15 protein-coding genes are annotated in these 15,359 nt (G+C 59.6%); 4 read left to right on the forward strand and 11 right to left on the reverse strand.

The window, feature by feature from the left end:
• Nucleotides 1-82: 82 nt before the first annotated feature.
• From BN1132_RS19420 to BN1132_RS06940, 4 genes are all read right to left on the reverse strand, one after another.
• Nucleotides 83-1,009, reverse strand: a complete 927-nt coding sequence (locus BN1132_RS19420; RefSeq protein ID WP_084202651.1) for a DUF2971 domain-containing protein — start codon at nt 1,007-1,009, stop codon at nt 83-85.
• A gap of 95 nt (nt 1,010-1,104) precedes the next feature.
• On the reverse strand, nt 1,105-1,455 hold the full coding sequence (locus BN1132_RS06930; protein WP_042076280.1) for a DUF3653 domain-containing protein: 351 nt from the start codon (nt 1,453-1,455) through the stop codon (nt 1,105-1,107).
• Nucleotides 1,456-1,674: 219 nt separating this feature from the next.
• Nucleotides 1,675-2,949, reverse strand: coding sequence for a tyrosine-type recombinase/integrase (locus BN1132_RS06935; RefSeq protein WP_042076282.1), 1,275 nt, complete (start codon nt 2,947-2,949; stop codon nt 1,675-1,677).
• Between the two features lie 285 nt (nt 2,950-3,234).
• Nucleotides 3,235-3,540, reverse strand: coding sequence for a YebG family protein (locus tag BN1132_RS06940; protein ID WP_042076284.1), 306 nt, complete (start codon nt 3,538-3,540; stop codon nt 3,235-3,237).
• A gap of 253 nt (nt 3,541-3,793) precedes the next feature.
• On the opposite strand from BN1132_RS06940, the gene BN1132_RS06945 reads away from it, so the two are divergent.
• From BN1132_RS06945 to rsmF, 4 genes are all read left to right on the forward strand, one after another.
• The gene (locus tag BN1132_RS06945; RefSeq protein WP_042076287.1) at nt 3,794-4,438 is read left to right on the forward strand and encodes a paraquat-inducible protein A; all 645 of its coding nucleotides are present in this window, start codon (nt 3,794-3,796) and stop codon (nt 4,436-4,438) included.
• The gene (locus tag BN1132_RS06950; protein WP_042076288.1) at nt 4,416-5,024 is read left to right on the forward strand and encodes a paraquat-inducible protein A; all 609 of its coding nucleotides are present in this window, start codon (nt 4,416-4,418) and stop codon (nt 5,022-5,024) included. Before BN1132_RS06945 ends, BN1132_RS06950 begins: the two co-directional genes overlap by 23 nt.
• Before the next feature lie 52 nt (nt 5,025-5,076).
• Nucleotides 5,077-7,629, forward strand: coding sequence for an MlaD family protein (locus BN1132_RS06955; RefSeq protein ID WP_042076291.1), 2,553 nt, complete (start codon nt 5,077-5,079; stop codon nt 7,627-7,629).
• A 129-nt stretch (nt 7,630-7,758) separates the two neighbouring features.
• Entirely contained in the window at nt 7,759-9,189 is a 1,431-nt protein-coding gene (rsmF, locus tag BN1132_RS06960) for a 16S rRNA (cytosine(1407)-C(5))-methyltransferase RsmF (RefSeq protein WP_042076292.1), read from the forward strand.
• 211 nt (nt 9,190-9,400) lie between these two features.
• Here the strand turns inward: rsmF and BN1132_RS06965 are convergent, their stop codons facing one another.
• The 7 genes from BN1132_RS06965 to pabC all read right to left on the reverse strand — a co-directional run bounded on the left by BN1132_RS06965 (nt 9,401) and on the right by pabC (nt 15,354).
• Nucleotides 9,401-9,658, reverse strand: a complete 258-nt coding sequence (locus BN1132_RS06965; RefSeq protein ID WP_042076293.1) for a RepB family protein — start codon at nt 9,656-9,658, stop codon at nt 9,401-9,403.
• A gap of 171 nt (nt 9,659-9,829) precedes the next feature.
• Nucleotides 9,830-10,819 carry a site-specific integrase gene (locus tag BN1132_RS06970; protein ID WP_042076329.1) on the reverse strand — a complete coding sequence of 330 codons (990 nt, stop codon included), beginning with the start codon at nt 10,817-10,819 and terminating at the stop codon, nt 9,830-9,832.
• Between the two features lie 324 nt (nt 10,820-11,143).
• A complete protein-coding gene (locus BN1132_RS06975) occupies nt 11,144-11,923 on the reverse strand; it encodes a TatD family hydrolase (protein ID WP_042076296.1) in 780 nt (259 codons plus the stop codon).
• A gap of 12 nt (nt 11,924-11,935) precedes the next feature.
• A complete protein-coding gene (gene holB, locus BN1132_RS06980; RefSeq protein ID WP_042076297.1) occupies nt 11,936-12,883 on the reverse strand; it encodes a DNA polymerase III subunit delta' in 948 nt (315 codons plus the stop codon).
• Nucleotides 12,868-13,509, reverse strand: a complete 642-nt coding sequence (gene tmk / locus BN1132_RS06985; RefSeq protein WP_042076298.1) for a dTMP kinase — start codon at nt 13,507-13,509, stop codon at nt 12,868-12,870. Before tmk ends, holB begins: the two co-directional genes overlap by 16 nt.
• Nucleotides 13,509-14,510: an endolytic transglycosylase MltG gene (mltG, locus tag BN1132_RS06990; protein WP_042076299.1), complete on the reverse strand. Its 1,002-nt coding sequence runs from the start codon at nt 14,508-14,510 to the stop codon at nt 13,509-13,511. Before mltG ends, tmk begins: the two co-directional genes overlap by 1 nt.
• Complete coding sequence (gene pabC / locus BN1132_RS06995; protein ID WP_042076301.1) at nt 14,500-15,354, reverse strand: aminodeoxychorismate lyase; 855 nt, start codon at nt 15,352-15,354, stop codon at nt 14,500-14,502. The genes mltG and pabC overlap by 11 nt, the downstream gene beginning before the upstream one ends.
• Nucleotides 15,355-15,359: the final 5 nt, after the last annotated feature.

The following is a 15,359-nucleotide window of genomic DNA, read 5'->3' on the forward strand; positions in this document are numbered from 1 at the left end:
AGAGCGACCAGCCGAAGGCTATGGGGCGCTTGCTGTGACTACATATGCCTCCAGTCGAAGACAAAATGCGCAAAGGTCATTTTTATTTCAATATGGCCGAGTCCAGAGAAGGTATTAAAAGTTCAAACCTTTTATTGTCTAGTTGCATTTTGTTTATATACAAATTTGCATAAATGCCACTGTTTTTTGATATTCTCTCCTTTACCTCTTCAATATATTTATCAGGAGTTCTACAGCCGAAGTAGATCTTTTTTATTGATTTTGGGTTGACTCTTAAATAATAAGGTGCCAGTTTGTTATCGTTTAGATAACCAGAGCCAGCACCATTATTACTATAATCTGGGATATATTTTAAATATTCATCATCCTCTTTGTTATTTTGGCATTCTTTTATCACATTTAACTCTATCATTTTTGTGATAGCTATATTGAGTTTTTTGTCGTTTATTAAATCGCTTTTTTTAAGCTTTATGTAGTCAGCTTGGCCTGTTGGGATTATATATCTGTGTTCTTTTTCATAAATCCAGCTATCGCCTTTTGTTAACATCACATTATAGATAATATAGTGATGTAGCAAATCAGGTTCTTTTATATTCCACATCTCTTCGAATAAGTCATGCCTGACACTATTGTACTTTACTTTTTGTAATTTTGAGTGGTGTTTTAGTCTCTCTTTAGTGTCATGAAATAATACTTCATTGGTTTCATAACCTATACACAGACCTTTGTGATCATCTGCATAGTGGGCCCACATAAGTAAATTTCTTTGTGTTTCACTGAATGAGATGACACCATTCATAGTCATTGTATTATTAAGAGCTCCAATAACTTGATCTTTAGTATAATTTGGTACGGTAATTTCACTAATGCTATTAATATAATCACTAATATCACCAGGTAGCAAAGATTCAAAAGGATCATTTAGGTGTATTGGTGAGGATATTTTTAATGTTGGTTCGTCAAAAAAATCTAGTGGTAGATGTGAATAGTATTTATAAAAAATGGCCATTTAGGATCCCCCCGTGTAGTAATACGGGGGGAATTCTACCCGCCTGGCTCCCAGGGCGTCCACAACGAAAAGGGGGCTTGCGCCCCCTCCCCTGTCTAGTTGATGCCTAGCTTCTTCCTCCAGTAGAAGGTTTCCTTCTGCTTATCTGATCGCTCTGCATGGATGACGGCCAGCGCCTCGATCCTTCTTCTGTCGAACCTCACACCGTTGGGAGAGATCAGGCAGTCATTCGCCATCCGCCACCCCTCCCAGGCTTTGAAGATCGTGGGCAGCTCCCGCCCAGATGCCATACGCATTAGCCGTTTATAGACAGGTGGGATCTCTTTACCCTTATCCCAATATGTGACCTGTCTCACAGAAACGAAACATAGATTTGCCGTCTCTTCTTCCGATAAGCCGCATTCAAACCAGCGAAAAATGAAGTTTTTGGTCAACTCTCGTTCCATCCAAGTAAATACCTGATAAACCAGCAAAATTGCGTGGGCTGGCTTATCGGCAGGTTTCAGATGGGCATTTAACAAAACCTGGCATTATGCGCGGTTAATGGATTTCAGGGAAACCGGCGGGCGATGGTTCGCCACCTCTGTATGACTTTTGTCGCGCCTTGATCTTGATGAACAGGTATTCGTGACTTGTCATCTGTTATCTCTCACCGCTCACGACCTCTACATCAGCCTGTCCAGCGGTTTGCGACTGGCGCTCTCGTGGCGTTCGCTGTTGCCGGTGTGCAGATATTTGGAGGTGGTGTCTATGCTGTCGTGTCCGGCGTCGGCTTGCACGTGGGACAGCGGCCGGCCATGCAGATTGATGTCGTGGGTGATGCCGGTATGGCGGATGGAATGTGGCGTCAGGGTGCGCATCTCGGCGGCATCCTGGGCAAAGCCATCCTGCTCGGCAATTATTGCGGCCTGCTCGAAGACCGCCATCACCAAGTCGCGCAGTTGGCGGATCCCGAGGTTGGCATTGAGCTCGCCTTGCTCCCGGCCATGGGCGGCTGCCTTGTGGCGCACGAACAGCGGCGTCTGTTCGCCCGGGGTTGGCAGCGGCGAGAGCCCAAGAAAGGTGCGATAGCGTGCCAGCGCCTCCAGCAAGGCCTGGGAGACGGCCACGGTGCGGCGTTTGCCGCCTTTGCTGCGGGGTATGTCATAGCCCCAGACCCCGGTCTTGCTGTCGCGGCGAAACTGGCTCATGACGGGACTGAAGCCGGGTCTGGCCGCCACCTCGGAGATCCGCAGATAACAGGCGTACATCAGGCAGATGAGAAACCGGCTGCGCTCATGCTGAGCCGGACATTCGGTTGCCAGCCGTTCGGCGGCCTGCATCACATAGGACCACTGCAGTTCGGTGAAGGATTGGGCCTCTTCGCCCGTATCCTGGCTGTCCGGTCGCTTCACCCGTTGCAGCAGGAGCGCCGGATTGCGGTCCATGTACTCCTCCTGAATGAGATACTGGAAGAAGGCGGACAGGATGGCGAGCTTGGTTTTCATCGCCTGTTCGCTCAGACGATACGGCAGTTCCCGGCCGAGCTCACGTTTGCCCAGAAACGGACGCCACTGGGGATTGGGCAACCTCTCCCCCCACTCCTTGTCGAATACGAACTGGGCGACGTTGCGATAGGCAATAAGCTCGGACGGCGGTGCCTGACAATAGTCGAGATAGCGCATCATGATGCGCCTGGTGAGGTCTTTCGGGCTGATGGCCACCTCGCAGAAGCACCAGTGCAGGAAGGTGGTCAGCTCGCTGCGGTAGGTCTTGTAATTGTTTTCGCTATGGCGCTGCTCCAGCAGCCAGTCGACGGCCAGCTCGTAGACGAGGCCCGCATCGGGGACAGTGCCAAGGCTCAGGGTGGCCAGGTACTGGTTGACCTGAGGGTTGCCGGCCTCCAGATGATTGACGCCATCGAACAGCGGCATGGCGGGTGGCAGTGAGGGATTTGTCATGGTGGTACTTGTGGTGTCGTTTGAATGAGTCTGGGTGGGCGCCACTGAACCCTGATGCCGATAAATGGGGTTATCGGCATCAGGGCCTGCCGGTTGTCTTGAGGTCGATGACCTGGAGATCCCGGTGTGGCCCCCATCATGACGAATACCAGGATTATTCAATGAATATGCAGCTTGGTTGGAAAATTCTCGGGGTAAATACCATTTAAAATGACTTTAATTGCTTTTTAAGTGCATATCCAGAGGGCCGCCGTTTTCTCGCAGCCCCCTGCCCGTTCGTTCGTGTCAGGCCACGCTCTTGAGGGCCTTGCCCTTCGGCGGCTCGGCATCCGCCTTCTCTTCCCTGGGGACACTTCCCTGCCCTTTGCCTCCGCGCAGCACGTTCTGCAGCTGATCCCGCTGCTCGGCCAGGTAAAAGGCCAGGCTCTCCTGCTGCTCTGGTGCCAGCGCGATGGGGGCACCTGCCAGCAGCGTCATCAGTTCGTCGGCGGTATCCAGCAGCTTGTCATAGGCATCGGCCTCTTTCTTGCTGGCAAAGGTCATCTTCTCCACTCCCCCACGGACCACAACATACTTGATTTCAACGGCCATAGCGGCGTCCTCCTCTTATAGTGCACATGAGTATATGTATGGATATACAGTATTGCAAATCAGGATATGGAGGACGCGCAACCCAGCCCAGTGACGCTGAGCGAGTTGCGTTGACACTCCCCCTCGCCTGTCGCCCGTTATTCAGCCTTTTGCGCAGGCTGAAGGCCTTTCTTGGCGACAAGTCGGTGGTACGGCAAGACAGCGAAGGTGTTTTAGGGTAAATTTTATCAATTCCTTCAACAGGTTGAATCGTATGTCGGATCCGCACTCCGTGATCGTCTGTCCGGCCTGTGACTTGCTGATCGAACGCAAGTTGCTGCCGCTGCGCCGTCACGCCCATTGCCCCCGCTGTCACCAGCACCTCTACGGGCGCTATGCCTTTCGCCCTTCCCAGTTGATGGCGCTCACCATCACGGGTTTCCTGTTGTTGCCCTCCGCCTTTTTTGAGCCCCTGATCTATCTGCGTCTGGCCGGGGTCAACTCCGATGCCAACCTGGTCAAGGGCATACTCATGCTGTTTGCAGAGAGCGAAGTCTGGGTGGCGAGTCTGGTGCTCTGGTGCGCCGTGCTGGCGCCGACGGGGCTGTTGCTCGGAATTTTTGCCCTCGCCTCCGGTCTGGCCAAGCGCTGGCACCTGCTGGCGCTAACGCTGAAGTCGGTCGAGGTATTCCGGCACTGGGCCATGCTGGAGGTCTACATCGTCAGCCTGCTGGTCGCCCTGTTCAAACTGATCGACATCGCCGACGTGCGTCTGGGAGGCGGTCTGCTGAGCCTCGGCTGCCTGATGCTGCTCAACATGACGCTCTTGATCCTGTTCGATCCCGCCCCCTACTGGGAGCGGATACCGCTGCAACCAGCCTCTCTGGAGCCGGAACATGCACCCGACCAGCGCCCGTGAACTGGGGCTTTGCCGCTGCCATACCTGCGGCTTGCTGGTGCGTTACCAGAGCGCCATGAACTGCCCGCGCTGCCACACCTCCTTGCAGATGCGCATCCCCCATTCGCTTGCCTGGTCGTGGGGCCTGCTGGCGCTGGCCACCTTCATGCTGCTGCCGGCCAACCTGCTGCCCATCACCCACTTCTACAACAAGGGATTATTGCAGTCCGATACCATTTTCAGCGGTATCATGGCGCTCTATCGCAGCAAGATGTCCGGCATTGCCACCATAGTGCTGACCGCGAGCATCATAGTACCCATCGGCAAGATCCTGGGCCTTGGCTGGATCTGCTGGCAGTTGCAGCGCAGCAAGCCGGTGCGGCGCAAGCGCCAGCTCATCATGTACCGCATCATCGATTTCATCGGGCGCTGGTCCATGCTGGATCTGTTCGTCATCTCCCTGATGGTGGCCCTGGTGGATCGCGGCGTGCTGCTCAACGTGCGTGCAGGCCCTGGGGCGACGGCCTTCGCCGGGGTGGTGGTGCTCACCATGATGTCGGCCCGGATGCTCGATACCCGCCTGTTGTGGGACAAGGCGGCCCGTTAATCTCTTTTGTCTCGGATGTGCCGTGCCATCACGGCCAATGTAAGGAGTCGGTATGATCGGGGCTGAACCCGTCATTAAGAAACATCGCTGGTTATCCCCGGTCTGGCTGTTGCCCTTCATCGCCCTCTTGCTGGCGGGAGGCTTCATCTATCAGCAGTGGGCGAGCAGTGGCCAGCTGATCCGCATCAACTTTGCCCAGGGCAACGGCATCTTGCCGGGCAAGACCCAGCTGCGCTATCAGGGGGTGGCCATCGGCGTGGTCCAGGAGCTGGAGCTGGCGCAGGATGGTCGCAAGATCGCCGTGCTGGCCAAGGTCGACAGCCGCGCCCGCCCACTCATTCGCAAGGGGTCCGACTTCTGGCTGGTGAGCCCCAAGGCGTCGCTCACCGAGATCTCTGGCCTGGATACCCTGGTGTCCGGCAACTACATCAACCTGCAGCCCGGGCGGGAGAACAACCCGCTGGAAGATGAATTCGACGCCCTGGACGGCCCTCCCCCCGGCTATCAGGCCCAGGGGCGCACCCTGCACCTGACGGCCGACTCGCTGGGGTCGGTCGGCATCGGAGCCAAGATCTACTTCCGGGGCCTGGAGGTGGGCAGCGTCATCAACACCCGCCTCGGGGAAGAGAACCAGCACGTGATCCTGGATCTGGTGATAGAGCCGCGCTTCGAGCATCTCGTCAAGGTGGACAGCCGCTTCTGGAACATCAGCGGCATCAAGGGTTCCTTCAGTCTGGCGGGCGTCAGCGTGGAGGCCGGCAGCCTCACCTCCATCCTGAGCGGCGGCATCGCCTTCGATTCTCCCAAGGCTTCTCCCGTAGCCGAGAAGGGGCTCAACTTCGTGCTCTACAAGGGGCTGGCCGAGGCGGCCAGGGGCGAGCGCATCACCATCCAGGCGGGCGATCTGCCCATCAAGGAGGGCATGCCCATTCTCTATGAAGGGATAGAGATTGGTCGGGTCGACCCCATTCGACTCACCGAGCAGGGCCGGGTCGTCACGGCGCTGATCAACCCCGAGCAGGCGTTTCGGATGACCGGCAAGAGCCGCCTCGTCTGGGAGACTGTCTCCCTCTCCCCGTCCGGGCTCAAGCATGCGGATCGCCTGCTGGCCGGGCCCGCCATCCGCCTCGACTATGCGGCGGGCGAGCGGGTCAGCACCATGGCGCTGGAGAGCCAGGCCCAGCGCGGCGGCATCCCGCTGACCCTGCAGGCGGATGACCTCGCGGGATTGACCGAGGGGGCGCCGCTCTGGTTCAAGGGCCTGCAGATAGGCCAGCTGGGGGCGCTGACCCTGGACGCCGGCGGCAATGCCAGCGTCGATCTGCTGGTGAACGAGCGGTACCGCCACCTGCTGCAGCGGGCTCGCTTCTATCGCGCCTCCCCCTTGCAGGTCGAGGCGGATCTGAGCGGCGTCAAGGTGGAAACCAGCCCAGCGAGTGCCTGGCTGGGGGGCGGGATCAAGCTGGTGCAGGCACCGGAGGGCGAGCGCATCGATCGCCTCTACCCCAGCCAGGAGCTGGCCCTGCTGGGCAGCCGCCATGCCAAGCCAGAACGCTGGGTGCTGCGCGCCGAGCAGGCCGATGGAATAGGCGTTGGCTCCCCCGTCCTCTACCTGGGGCTGGAGGCGGGCAAGGTCAAGACGCTGAAGGCCGAGGGCAGCGGCGTGGCGATCACCCTGGAGATCGATGCCGTCTATGCGCCCCTGCTCAAGCAGCAGCCCCAGTTCTGGAAGAAGGCCGCCATCGACGGCAAGATCCGGCTCGACGGGGTACAGGTCAAGATGGGGAACCTCGCCACCCTGCTGCGCGGCGCCATCGAGTTCGACAGGCTCGGCACCGGTCGCAGCAGCCATCAGCTCTTTGACAGCAAGGAACAGGCCGGTACCCAGGTGCGCACTCTCACCCTGACCGCCGATCACAACCCGGGTCTCGGGGTGGGCAGCCCCATCCGCTATCGGGGGGTGGACATCGGCAAGGTGGAGCAGGTCGAACTGGATCCCTCCCTCGGACAGGTTCGTTTCAAGGCCGAGCTGGATCAGCAATATGCCGCCCGTTTCCTGCAGTCCGGGGCGCGCTATACCCTGGTGCAGGCCAAGGTCGGGCTCGGCGGGGTCGCCCATCTCGACACCCTGATCAAGGGCGCCTTCGTGGAGGCGAGCCCCGGTCAGGGGGCGGGCAAGGAGCGCTTCCCCCTGCACCAGAGCGGCCCCGTCGGCCTGGCGCTGACCCTCAAGAGCCCCTCCGTCGATGGCATCGGCGTCGGCAGCCCCCTGCTGTTTCGCAAGATGGTGGTGGGCAGCGTCACCGGCGTGACCCTGGCCCGGGATGGCAGCGAGGTGCTGATCGACGTGAATGTCGACGGGGAGTACGCCCACCTGGTGCGCGCCAACAGCCGCTTCTGGAACGTCTCCGGGGTCAAGGCCGACATCGGCCTGACCGGCGGCACCATAGAGGTGGAGACAGTGCAGAGCCTGCTGGCCGGCGGCATCGCCTTCAACACCCCGGAGCGGGAGATGGGCGCCACCGTCAAGGCCGGCCACCACTACCCGCTCTATGGCAAGGCGGAGCAGGAGTGGCTGGCGTGGAGCCCCCGCATCCAGCCCTGATGGGCCGCTGATCTTTTGACACAAGCCCGGCCCAGTGCCGGGCTTGTTCGTTTTACCCATCGTCCATTCAGAATATTCCGCCCCCTGTGGTACTATGTCGCCCCTCTTTTGGGTCAGCGAGATTGCGCCGTGCACGACAATACCTACCTTCCCGAACACTTCCTGCGTCATATCGCAGACATCATGCCGGCCCATCTATCCATGGATGCGTTCGTGGCAAGTTGTCGGCGACCGCTGCGGCGCAGCATCCGGGTCAACACCCTCAAGATCTCGGTACCCGACTTCATGACACGGATGGCGCCATTGGGCTGGCAGCTGGATCCCGTGCCCTGGTGCGAGACCGGCTTCTGGCTGACGCGCAGCGATGAGAGCGTGCCCCTTGGCAACACCGCCGAGCACCTGTGCGGCCTCTTCTACATCCAGGAAGCGAGCTCCATGCTGCCGGTGACGGCGCTCTTTGCCAGCGAGCGGGTGAAGCGCGATGGCATGCTGCTGGATGCGGCGGCGGCGCCCGGCTCAAAGACCACCCAGGTGGCGGCCCTGATGGACAACCAAGGCATGCTGGTTGCCAATGAGTTTTCCAGCAGCCGGCTCAAGGTGCTGAGCGCCAACATCCAGCGCTGTGGCGTGACCAATGTCGGCATGACCCATTTCGATGCCAAGGTCTTTGGCCAGTGGCTGCCGGAAACCTTCGACGCCATTCTGCTCGACGCCCCCTGCTCCGGCGAGGGGACGGTGCGCAAGGATGAAGACGCCCTGCGCAACTGGAGCCTCGAGAGCATCGAGGAGATAGCGGCGGTGCAGCGGGGTCTGCTGGAGAGCGCCTTCCACGCCCTCAAACCCGGCGGCGTGCTGGTCTACTCCACCTGTACCCTGAGCCTGCAGGAGAATCAGGCCGTCTGTCAGTCGCTGCAGGAGAAGTTCGGCGATGCCCTGAGCGTTGACTCCCTGGCCGACCTCTTCCCCGATGCAGAGAAGGCCTGTACCCCGGAGGGATTCCTGCACGTCTGGCCCCAGATCTTCGACAGCGAGGGCTTCTTCGTCGCTAGGCTGCGCAAGCACCACTCGGTGCCCAACACCATGTTCAAGCCGGGCAAGCTCGGCAAGTTCCCCTTCTCTCCTCTGCCTGAAAAAGAGGCCGACCCCATGCTGCGGGAGATAGCGGCGAGCTTCGGCATCGCCCCCAGTGGCCGGCTGTTTGGGCGCAACGATGAGATCTGGCTCTTCCCCCGCGCCTTCGAGCAGGTACAGGGCAAGCTGCGCTTCGATCGCATCGGCATCAAGTTGGCGGAAACCTTCAAGAAAGGGTATCGACTGACCCATGAATGGGCGCTGGCCTACGGCACGCTGGCCACACGGGGATGCGTCGAGCTCGATGCCGCCAATGCGCGGGAGTTCATGATGGGCCGGGATGTCTGGCCCGAGCAGGATGCGGGGAGCGGCGAGGTGATCGTCCGCTATCAGGGGCACCCGCTCGGCATGGGGAAATGGGTGGGGAGCCGCATCAAGAATGCCCTACCCCGTGAGCTGGTACGGGACAACAACCTGTTCAATGAGTGAGGCCGGCACCCAGGAGTGAAAATGGCGCCTGTTCGAGTCTGAAAAACCCACACTCTGGTTGAACTTTTACCCGGTTCTTGAAATGCCCCTAGCCTTGTCTAAGCTTAAGGCTATCCGCATACCAGTTAGCGCACGGCTCTGCAAGGAGCCAATTCCCCTATGCCAGGTACAAGGAATTCGTACCTGGCTTTTTTTATGCTCCGTCTCTGTCCTACTCCAGGGCCTCCACCGGCGAATGCTCGGCGCGCACCCGGGTGACCAGTTCGTGCTGGTAGAGCAGATCGATCGCCTGCTCGATGAGGGAAGCCTGGCTGTCCTCCAGATGGAGACCCAGCTCCTGCAACCGTTCGGCGTGACGATTGCTTATCCAGCATTGCAGCCGGCTATGGGTCTCCTGCTTGCGCTTCACATGCTGGCGCTGCCGTTCGGCATTGTCTTGTGCCCCGGCGCTTTTGATTTCCTGGCTCATATGTCCTTGCTGAATTGGATAAACTCGACACGTTATCTCTCACGCCTTCCTGTACGGAGAGCATCGGGAGGCAAATCCTCCCCTGCGGATAGGTATGCGGAGAAGTGCGGCAAATATATCATCAAATCAACTAGATGCCATTTAACATAAGAAACAAAGTGACGCGGTTTTTCAGAGCAGGCCCGCGAGGGCGTGATCGGAGAACTTGTGTGCGTCGTCGAAGTACTCCTGCAGGGTGCGCATGTCCTTGTGGCGAGTCACCTCGATGATCTTGTTCATGGGCTTGCCCGCCGTCACCGCCGAGGTGATGAAACCTCGGCGCAGGCTGTGGCCGCTGACATGGAGGTCGTCGATGGCCTGGCCGGTACGACGCTTGATCATAAGGTTGATCCCCTGTGGTCCCAGGGGATCGGCCGTGAGTTGTCCCCAGCGGTTCATCCGGCGAAACAGGGGGCCCGCCTCTATCCGGCTCTTCTTCAGCCAGCACTGCAGCGCCGACACCGGGCAGTAGTGCTGGCCCGGGATGAGGGCGATCTCGGACTCATGGAGCTGATGCTTGCTCGGCTTGAGGCGAAGCCGTATCCCCTGCCCCACGAACTGCAGGTCATCCACCTCGATCCTGGCCGCCTCCGAGCGGCGCAAGGCGCCGCTGAACATCAGGAGCAACAGGGTGTAATCCCGAAGCCCCGCCAGGCTGTTGGTATCTATCTCGTCCAGCACGCAGGCGAGCGGTGTCAGGGTCAGCGCCCCCGTCTTGCGTTTGCGGTTGTCACCGAGACGCACTATGCCGCGCATCATCTCCTTGATCTCCGCATGCTCGGTCGGCATGGGATGGATGCCCTTCTGCTTGAAGGCATAGCGAATACCGGCAAGCCGTCGTACCAGAGTGGCTGGTTTGCGAGGCTCCCCGTTGCGAAGCTCCCCCTTCCCCTCTTCCTTGTCCAACCATACCCAGTCCGCCAGGATGCCGTCCGCCTGATCCGCGAGAAAGTTCATGATGTCGTGGTGAGTGCTCTGCAAGGGATCCAGTCCGTGCAACTGGCACCAAAAGACAAAGATACGGGTATCCGCCTGGTAGGCATTGAGGGTGGAGCCGGCTTTGGCACTGCGTAAAAAACGTCTGGCCCGGCTATTGAGCTGTGAGTCGAATACGGCCTGCAGCGAGTGCTGTGCCGGACTTGGGAAGGTGGAGTGGGTCACTTAACTCTATGATTTAATGTGAAGTTGAGGAGGATCTTACAGGATCTTGCGGATCCATCAAGTATCGATAATGAATATTATCGATACTTATAGAGGTATGTATTTAAGCAGCTTCCAACCTCCTCTCATTTCATCGACAAATTTGATACCGGGTATATTGTTATTCAGGTAGCTATCCCATCGGAGAGTATTTGTGAGAGATAACGACATGGCCTATTGATATTATTGAGGGGGTTGCCGTAATGATTTGAAATAAACAGCCCCGATATTCGGGGCTGTTTATGATTATTTCTTCGCCAGCTTGAATAATTCGAAGAAATTGCGGCTGGTGGCCTCGGCCAGCTCGGCGAGCGGGATCTGGCGCAGGTCGGCGATAAACTGGGCAACGTCCCGAACGAAAGCCGGTTCATTTTCCCTCCCCCTGTGGGGAACGGGGGCAAGGTAAGGGGAATCCGTCTCGACCAGCAGGCGCTCCAGGGGCAACGCCTTGACCACCTCCTGCAAGGCTGCGGCATTCTTGAAGGTGGCTATCCCTGAAATGGAGATATAGAACCCCATTTCCATCGCGGCCTGTGCCATCTCGAGGGACTCGGTGAAGCAGTGCAACACGCCGCCCACCTGGCTGGCCCCCTCCTCCCGCATGATCTGCAGGGTATCCTCTTGGGCATCCCGGGTGTGGATGATGAGGGGCTTGTTCAGCGCCCGCGCCACCCGGATATGTTCCCGGAAGGAGGCCTGCTGCACCTCCTTGTTCTCCGGCGAATAGAAGTAGTCGAGCCCGGTTTCACCAATGGCCACCACTCTCTCATCCGCAGCCTGGGTCAGCAGCAGTTCACCATCCACGCCGGGATCCTGATTGAGGGGATGCACCCCGCAGGAGGCAAACACCTGGGGATAGGGCGCGATGGCGGCCAGCATGGTCGGAAACTGCGCCTGGGTCACGCTCACGCAGAGAAAATATCCCACATCCTGTTTTGCCGCCTTGGCCAGCACATCGGCCATGTCGGTCTGCTTGCTGCCATAGCTCAGGCGATCGAGGTGGCAATGGGAATCAACGAGTAACATAGACAACCTTGTTCATAACCAGCGGTGGAGCCAGTTCATCAGATGAATGGTGGGATTGGAGAGCTGCCCCGGCTGACAGGCCTCTTTGAGTGCGACGAGTTGCTGCTCCGCCTCGAGCAGCCGCTCGCTGCCGTGACGATCGGCCAGTTGCTGGCTGAGGGTCGCCAGATCCGGCATCGCCAGCTGGTGATGGCCACAGCCCGCCTGGGTCTTGAGCGCATCGCATAGGAAGAGCTGCAGCCAGTGCAGCCTGACCTGGCAGTCCTCCGCCAGCTGGGCGCAGACGCTGGTCGCCCGGGTCGGCGTCTGGGACAGGGAGACGAAACTCTCCAGCAGCTCCCGGCGGGCAGCGTCCTGCTGCTCCTCGATATAGCGCAGCACCCGCAGCGGCGCTCCCTGGCAGATCCGCACCTGAGCCTGGGTAGCCTGATACCCCTGTTGTGCCAGCCAGGCCAGGGTCTCACCCTCCGCCGGCAACCGGCAGACATGCTTGTGACAACGGCTGAGAATGGTGGGCAACAAACGGGAGATCTGGGAGGCGATCAGCAGCAAGAGGCTGTCACCCGCCGGCTCCTCCAGGGTCTTCAGCAAGGCGTTGGCGGCGGATTCGGTCATGCGCTCGGCATCTTCAATGATCACCACCTTGCCGCGGCCGAGCTGGGCCGTGCTCTGCAAGCGGCTGCAGAGCTCGCGGATGGCCTCGACCCCTATGGTCTTGCCCTCGGGCCCCAGGGTGCCGAGATCCGGGTGATGGCCCTTCTCGAACAACTGGCAGGAGTGACACTGGCCGCAGGGCTCGCCCCGTTGCGGTTGCTGGCACAGGTGCAGTCGGGCCAGGCGCTCGGCCAGCAGCTCCTTGCCAAGGCCGGGATCCCCGAGCAGCAGCCAGGCGTGCCCGAGCCGTCCGGCCTGGGCCGTCTGGCTCAGGGCATGCCAGTCAGGGATCAGCCAGGGATGCATAGCCCCTCGCTTGCGAGGTAGTGATCCAGCGCGGTCTCGATGGCAGCCTTGACCCGGTCCGGCGTCTGGCCGGCATCGATCACCAGGATGCTGTCATCCTTTGCCGCAAGTTCCAGATAGCGGGCGCGGGTGCGCTCGAAGAAGCTGAGCTGCTCCAGCTCGATCCTGTCCAGCTCGCCGCGGTGGCGGGCCCGCTGCAGACCGATGGCGGGATCGATATCGAGATAGAGGGTCAGGTCCGGCTTGAAGTCGCCGAGCACCGCCCGCTTGATGGCTCCGATGAGATTGGCATCGATGCCGCGCCCGCCACCCTGGTAAGCCTGGGAGGAGAGATCGTGCCTGTCCCCCACCACCCAGATCCCCTCGGCCAGCGCCGGTTTGATGCGGGTCTCGACCAGTTGGACCCGGGAGGCGTACATCAGCAGCAGCTCGGCCTCGACGGTCAGACGCTCGTCGTGCACCTCCTTGACGATGGCGCGCATCCGCTCCGCCAGCGGTGTGCCGCCCGGCTCGCGGGTGCACTCGATGCGCTCGATGCCGTGGGCCCGCAAATAGTCGGTCACGTAGCGCACAGCGGAGCTCTTCCCTGCCCCTTCCAATCCTTCAATCACGATAAATTTAGACATTAGGGCTTCTTCAATATGTATTCGCGTACCGCCCGATTGTGTTCATCGAGGGTCTTGGAGAAATAGTGGGCCCCGCCTCCCTTGGCGACAAAGTAGAGATAGTCGGTCGACTTGGGATTGAGGGCCGCCTCGATGGACGCCTTGCCCGGCATGGCGATGGGGGTAGGCGGCAGGCCATCGATCACATAGGTGTTGTAGGGGTTCACGTCGGTCAGATCGCTGCGGCGAATGTTGCCGTCGTACCTGTCTTTCACCCCGTAGATGACGGTGGGATCGGTCTGCAGCTTCATGCCGAGGCGCAGGCGATTGACGAACACAGAGGCGATCTGGGCCCGTTCATCCGGCTGACCCGTCTCTTTCTCTATGATGGAGGCCATGATGAGCGCCTCATAGGGGGTCTTGTAGGGCAGATTGGCCTGACGCTTCTCCCAGGATGCGTCCAGGAAGGCTTTCATGTCCTGGTAGGCGCGGCGCAGGATGGAGATGTCGCTGGCATGGGTGGTATAGGCGTAGGTTTCCGGCAGGAACCAGCCCTCCAGCTTGCCATTCTCGATGCCGAGCTCCTGGGCCAGATCCGCCTCGCTCTGCTCCACGGTGAGGCGCTCCAGATAGGGGGCGCTGGAGAGCTGCTTCAGCCAGTCTTCGAAACGTGAACCCTCGACAAAGGTCAGGCTGAAGTGAAACTCCTTGCCGGAGGCGAACAGGGAGAGGGTCTCCTTGAGCGGGGCCCCCTCCTTGATCTCGTAAGTGCCTGACTTGATGGCCACCAGTTCGGGATGGCCGCGCAGCCAGAGCCGCACCGCCCAGGGACTGGTTTCCCCCTCCCCCAGCTCGGCAATCAGGCGCGCCGCGTGGGCGCCTTTCTCGACGGTAAAGAGGCGGGTCGGCCCCTTGTTGGTGAGCGTCTCCACCTGCTGCCATTTGTAATATACGTATCCCCCCGCGGCGGCAACGGTCAACGCCGCCCCCGCGAGCAGGGTGTAGAGCCGATTAAACTTCAATGACCAAACGCTCCTGTAAACGGCGGATCAATACCGGGCTGGGATAGTGCACATCCCCGATGCTGGTGATCGGCACTATGCCCATCAGGGTATTGGTCAACCATACTTCTTCGGCCTGCCACAGCGACTCCAGCGGAGCCTCCACGACACGCAGTTCAATGCCCATCTGTTTAAGCATCGTCATCACTCGCTTGCGCATGATGCCATCGATCCCGGCGCGGGAGAGATCCGGCGTGAACACCGTCCTGCCGCGACGCCAAAACAGATTTGCGCTGACCCCTTCTACCAGAAATCCCCGGCTGTTCAAGACTATACCTTCGACCCCGCCGCGCGCCGCAAGTTCGCGTTTCAGCATCACTTGTTCGAGGCGCCCCAGCGTCTTGAGGCCCGCCAGCATGGGGGCCTCACCGAGCGGCTGCTGACAGACCAGGGCCGCGATACCGTGCTGCTGCCAGCCAGGATAATGCTCCGGGTAGGGGGCGAGGGAGACGATGCGGGTCGGTGCATCGCAGCCGCCGCTGTCATAACCCCGTCCGCCAACGCCTCGGGTCAATACGACCTTGACGACAGCCTGCGTCTGTCCTGCCGCCATTTGCGCCACCTCGGCGGCAAGGGCATCCCAGGGTTGTTCGGCAAGGCCGAGCCTGGCGTTGGCATGCTGCAACCTGGCCAGGTGCGCCGGCCACCAGACCACCTCCCCTGCTTTCACCAGCATGGTGGTGAAATGACCGTCACCATACGCCAGACCACGATCCCTGGCGCTGAGGCTTTCTGTCGCTATTCCATTAATCAGCAAGGGGATCCCTCCGATAAAAAAGGCCCGATACTGGGTATCGGGCCTCATGGTTC

It is taken from the genome of Aeromonas sanarellii, assembly GCF_000820085.1.
GTDB lineage: Bacteria > Pseudomonadota > Gammaproteobacteria > Enterobacterales > Aeromonadaceae > Aeromonas > Aeromonas sanarellii.